Source organism: Kitasatospora sp. NPDC059462 (assembly GCF_042749955.1).
Lineage (GTDB): Bacteria > Actinomycetota > Actinomycetes > Streptomycetales > Streptomycetaceae > Kitasatospora.
Genome location: NZ_JBHYUU010000319.1, coordinates 1 through 5,243 on the forward strand (window position 1 = coordinate 1; position 5,243 = coordinate 5,243).

Sequence of the window (5,243 nt, forward strand, 5' to 3'; positions counted from 1 at the left end):
CCACCGCCGGGCCGGTCCAGGCCGCGACCAGCGGATCGCCGAGCAGCCGGGCGAGTTCGGCGAGGGCGTAGGCGATCCCGCCGAGGCCGGCGAAGGCCCCGGAGCCGACGGCGGCCGGGTGGCCGGGGTGGGCGGCGAGCGAGTCGAGCAGCCCGGGGACGGGCGCCAGCGACCGGCGGGCGACCTCGGCGTAGCGGTCGGTCCCGGTGAGCGCGGCGAGCTGGGCGAGGAACAGCGCCGTGCCGGTGTAGCCGCCGGCCAGGTCCGCGCCGAGCGGCCGCACCCGCCAGTAGCGGTCGGCGAGCAGTTCCAGCCCGAGCCAGTTGGTGCGGGAGCGGCCCTGGTAGGCGGCGGCGACGAGCTGGTCGCCGAGGCCCCGGGCGGCGGCCAGCAGCTGTTCGGGCTCGGGGGCGGTGGCCCAGACGTTCTCGGGCACCGGGCGGCCGGGCCGGTGGGCGGGGGTACCGGCGGCGCCCGCCATGGCCGCGCGGACGATCCACTCCTGGTCCTTGCGGTCGACGGAGCCGAGTGCGGCGAGCTTGGCCTCGGCCCGGGCCAGTCCGGTGGCGGCCAGTTCGCGGGGCAGCCGGCGGCCGTCGGAGGTCCACAGGTCGCGCGAGCCGGGGCGGGCGGTGAAGAACGGGACGTCGCCGGTCCACAGGTCGGCGACCTCGTGGTCGGCCAGCCCGGGGCGGCCCGGGTCGTCGACCGCGTCGGTGCGCAGCAGGTCCAGCACCGCCTGCCGGGCGCCCGCCTCGCGCAGCACGTCCGGGTGGGTGGACTCGTCGAGCAGCCGGGCGTAGACCCGGGTGGCCCGCGGCACGACCCGCACCTCGGCGTCCGCGAAGCAGCGCAGCAGCCCGCGCGGGCCGGTGAGGTCGTCGCGCCCGGCGGCGAGCGCGGCGTACCCGGCGCGGAAGCCGTCCACCAGCGCCTCGGTGTGCTCGGCGGGGTCGACGGGCGCGCCGCCCAGCCGGGGCCGGTTGTGCGCCTCGCCGAACGGGCGGGGGCGGCGCACCAGGCGCATCTCGTCGGTGCCGGCGGCCGACCAGTCCACGCCGTCCACGGGGGACAGCCGCCGGCCGGTGCAGCCGCCGCCGATGCCGGAGACGTCCACGGCGCCGTCGTCGCCGATCAGCAACTGCGGCAGCAGGCCGACCCGGTGGACGGACTCGGCGAGCGCGCGGGCCGCCGGGTCCTCGGCGGGGCCGGAGGCGGAGTCGGGAGCGGAGGCGGAAGCCGCACCGGAGGCGGGAGCGGAGGCGGAAGCGGTGCCGGAGGCGTCGGCCGGTGGATGGAACAGCGTCTCGACGTCCACCAGCACCGGGTGGTCCCCGCAGGCGACCAGGTTCTCGAAGTGCAGGTCGGTGCCGTCCAGGACGTGCAGCAGGGCGAGCAGCGCGCCCTGACGCCGGTAGAAGCGCTCGACGTCGTAGCGGGTCAGGCAGGGCCGGGCCTCGGCGTACTCGGTCCAGCCGTGCGAGCCCCGGTCGAGCAGCCCCAGCGCCCGCAGCCGGGGCACCCCGGGGCGCCCGCTGTACCAGCCGAGCAGCGCGTTGAAGTGCCGGTGCGCGGCGGGCGGCCGGGGCCGGTGGACCACGGCGGTGCCGTTGGCGAAGTGCAGCACGGCGACGGCCCGCCCGCGCCGGTGGCGGTCGCCCGCGTCGGCGGTGACGGCGACCAGCGCACCCGGGTCGCGGCCGCGCAGCAGCCCGGCGACCAGCAGCGCCCGGTCGGTGGTGAACCGGTCGAGCAGTTCGGCGTGGGCGTCGGCGGCGTCCAGGCAGGCCCGGGCGAGCAGCCGGGCCAGCACCGGGTACGAGCGCAGCAGCGCGGCCAGGCCCTCACGGCGGGCGGTCAGCGCGAGGAACGAGCGGAACCGCTCCTGCGGGGTGCCGCCGGCCAGCCGCCCGGCGGCACGGGCGGTGTGGAGCTCCAGGACGAGGGTGCGCGCGGCGGTCCGGGCCAGCCGTTCGGTCAGCCGGGCGGTGAACTCGGCCCGCAGGGCGGCCAGATCGATCCGGCCCAGCTGGTCGGCGGCGCGCACGGCGGGGGAGAGCGAGGTCAGCAGCCGCACCTGGGCGCGTTCGGCGAAGGGCTGCAGGACGAGCGCGAAGCCGCTCAGACCCGGGTAGGCCGCGCGCGGCACCATCGGGCGCACCGGTGCGGCGGCCACCGCGGCCTCGGTGAAGGCGGCCCAGTCCGGGCGGGCGGCCGGGACCGGCCGGCCCGGCGTCAGGCCCCGCTCCCACCACGGGGGGCCACCGGCACGGGGGGACCGGAGCCGACCGGGGTGGGAGCGGGGAGTCTGTGCGGGTGACGCGACCGGTGCTGCGGTCTCTCCTGCGGATGGTGCGGGGAAGTCGCCGGGCATCGGAGTGTGCGGGAACGGTGTGGCCGAGGGGACCGCCGCTGCGACCGGGCCCTGAACCGGTCCGGCGCCCCCGTCGGGGCGCGTGCTGCGCACGGCGTCCACCTCTGCCACCACCGCACCTCCGATGCCGGGAGAGGGCGGCGCTGCCGTCGAAGGCGCCGCCCTCGCTGCTGATCCTGTCGCCGCGGTGGCCGTCGGGGCATGGGGGACGGGCCCCCATCTTTGTGACGGCGGGCCCGCACGATCCGCCGCGCCCCCGCCCATCGGCGGGGTCGGCCCGGTACCGCAGAGCTACCGCCGCGCGAGCAGCAGCTGCGTGGCCACCGCGGGACGCCCGTTCATGGTGAGCACCGGGAGCTCGCGTTCACCGGCCGGTTCGAACGCGGCGAACAAGGCGTCCAGCCACGCCCGGGTGTGATGGCGGCAGACCGCGCCGTCGCTCGTCGTGAACACCCCGAACCGGCCGTGGCGCGCCTCGTCGCGCCGGTAGCGCTCCTGGTTGCGCTCGTCGGGCTGGAGCAGGTAGTCGCTGACCTGGAGCAGGCCGCCCGGGCGCAGCACCCGGTGCAGTTCGGCGACCAGGGCCCGCTGCGCCGCGTCGCCCGGGATGCAGGTGAGCACGGCGAACAGGAAGGCCGCGTCACAGGTGCCGTCCGGCCGTTCGAGGAGTGGCGGGCGGTCCAGCACGGTGAAGCGGGCGGCGGGCTGTTCGGCGCGGGCGCGGGCGATCAGCCCGGGGGAGACGTCCACCCCCTCGACGTCGGTGAAGCCGAGTGCGGTGAGCTCCCCGGCGAGCCGTCCGTAGCCGCAGCCGTAGTCGAGCAGGGCGGCGTCCCGGGCGAGGCGGTCCGTCCAGGCGGAGTGCAGGGGGTGACCGAAGGTCTTGGTGGTTCCGGTGGAACTCCAGTACGCGGACTGGTCGTCGGAGGCCGGCATGGGCCGATGATGCCACGGGTGGACGCAAGGCCGTGCGCCCGGGGTGCGCCGGGGCGGTCCGGGGGGCGTTGCGGAGTGTTCCGGGGACGAAGGGGCCGGTGGGCGCGGGCCGATGGGGCCGTTCGGCCCTTGTGAGCGGCGGACCGGGGCGGGAAGGTGATCGCCGCGCCGCAGTGCGGGGACCGCCGGGGGCGGATCGGCGCGGCAGGACCGGAGCGCGGTGGAACGGGAAGAGGCCTGAGGTGGGCGAGTTGGTCACGGTGCGGGTGTGCGAGGGGATTTCGCGGGGCTTCGCGGCCGATGCGAGGGCCCGGATCGCCGCCGTGGTGGGCGGGGCGGACGCCCTGGTGGAATCGTTGCGGGTCCGGGTCGGGACCATCGGCGCGGCGGGCTCCCCGGACGGGGCGGACCGCGCGGGAGTCCTGGCCCAGGTCAACGCCGAGGTGGACGGCCGGCGGATCCGCGTCCAGGAGGCGGCCGCCGACCTCGGCGAGGCGCTGGACCGGCTCGCGGACGGCCTGCGGGCCCGGATGACCGCCGTCACCGCGGGCTGGACGCCGCGGCCGTGGCCGCGCCGGATCCGCACCCGGGCCCTGCCGACGGCCGCCGGGCCCGGGCTGCCGGAGGACCGCCGGACCGCCGTCGCGCGGACCGCGGTCGTCGAGGCCGCCGCCGCGGAGGCCGCCGTCGCACGCGCCGGACTCCCGTACCCGGCCCGGCCGCAGCGCATCGTCCGGCGCAAGCAGGCCCAGCTGGTGTGGTGCTCGCCGGACGCCGCGGCCCGCACCATGGACGCGATGGACTACGACATCCACCTGTTCACCGACCCGGCCACCGAGACCGACGCGGTGGTCTACCGGGTCGGCCCGACCGGCTACCGGCTGGCCCGCACGGTGGCGGCCGGTCCGCCCACCCGCCCGGCCGTCCCGCTGACGCTGAGCCCGTGCGGCGCGCCGGAACTGACGGAGGATCAGGCCGTCGGCCGGCTGACCGCCGCCGAACTGCCCTACCTGTTCTTCGCCCAGCCCGGTTCGGGTCGCGGCCGGGTGCTCTACCGGCGCTTCGACGGCGGCCTCGGTCTGATCGCGGCCGCCTCGTGAGCGACGACTCCGTGCGCCGCCGGCTGCGTGCGCGGCGCCGCTCCCGCGGGTCGCAGCCGCAGGCCCGCCGCTCCGCGTCGGTGGTCCGCCCCCGGACGCCCGTCGAGCCGCCCTCGCGCGAGCCGGCGCAGCGCGAGCAGGTGCAGCGCGAGCAGGTGCCCGCCGAACCGGCGCGGCGCCCGTCCGCCCCGCCGCGCGAACTCGTGCCGCTGGAACGGGCCGAGGCGCTGCGGCTGCTGGGCGGTGCGCCGTTCGGCCGGATCGTGTTCACGGTCCGGGCGCTGCCCGCGATCCGCCCGGTCAACCACCTCCTGGTCGACGACACCATCGTGATCCGCACGCACGACGGTGCCGCGCTGAGCGCGGTCGCGCTGGGCGGCGAGGAGCCCGGGGTGGTGGTCGCCTACGAGGCGGACGCGATCGACCCGGTGACCAGACTCGGCTGGAGCGTGGTCGTCACCGGCTTCGCCCGGCCGGTCACCGACCCCGTCCGACTGGCGCGCTACCGCGCCCTGTTGAGCCCCTGGGTGGACGCCTCGATGGACCACACGGTGGCCATCCAGCCCGACCTGGTGGCCGGCTACCGGCTCGTCGCGGGCGGGGGCGCCGCCGCTTCCTGACCCCGGGGCCCGGCCCCGGACGACGGGCCACAGGCCCCCGACCCCCGACCACTGGACCCGGGGTCCGCGATCCGCCCCGACGCGGGCCCCGCCCCGGGTCCCGGCCGCCGTGCGCCCCCTTCCCGGGCGGGACGTCCGGCCGGCCGGGACCCCGGCGCGGAAGAACCCTTCCGCGCCCCGCCGGCGCGGCCGGGAGAACGTCAACTCTCCTGG

Annotated in this window: 4 protein-coding genes; 2 read left to right on the plus strand and 2 right to left on the minus strand. The window is 78.2% G+C overall.

Annotated features, from left to right (window positions below; genetic code table 11):
• Together ACFXAM_RS37665 and ACFXAM_RS37670 are read right to left on the minus strand one after the other, a co-directional pair.
• Window positions 1-2,176: type 2 lanthipeptide synthetase LanM family protein (locus ACFXAM_RS37665; RefSeq protein WP_380298332.1), on the minus strand; the 2,176-nt coding region annotated here is incomplete at its 3' end.
• Between the two features lie 489 nt (window positions 2,177-2,665).
• Window positions 2,666-3,310: a class I SAM-dependent methyltransferase gene (locus ACFXAM_RS37670; RefSeq protein ID WP_380298334.1), complete on the minus strand. Its 645-nt coding sequence runs from the start codon at window positions 3,308-3,310 to the stop codon at window positions 2,666-2,668.
• Between the two features lie 242 nt (window positions 3,311-3,552).
• On the opposite strand from ACFXAM_RS37670, the gene ACFXAM_RS37675 reads away from it, so the two are divergent.
• Window positions 3,553-4,410 carry a sigma 54 modulation/S30EA ribosomal C-terminal domain-containing protein gene (locus tag ACFXAM_RS37675; protein ID WP_380298336.1) on the plus strand — a complete coding sequence of 286 codons (858 nt, stop codon included), beginning with the start codon at window positions 3,553-3,555 and terminating at the stop codon, window positions 4,408-4,410.
• A complete protein-coding gene (locus ACFXAM_RS37680) occupies window positions 4,407-5,030 on the plus strand; it encodes a pyridoxamine 5'-phosphate oxidase family protein (protein ID WP_380298337.1) in 624 nt (207 codons plus the stop codon). The genes ACFXAM_RS37675 and ACFXAM_RS37680 overlap by 4 nt, the downstream gene beginning before the upstream one ends.
• Window positions 5,031-5,243: the final 213 nt, after the last annotated feature.

What these genes read in the sequence shown, in the direction of transcription:
- ACFXAM_RS37670 (WP_380298334.1), bottom strand. Translation starts at nt 3,310, where the DNA reads ATGCCGGCCTCCGACGACCAGTCCGCGTACTGGAGTTCCACCGGAACC.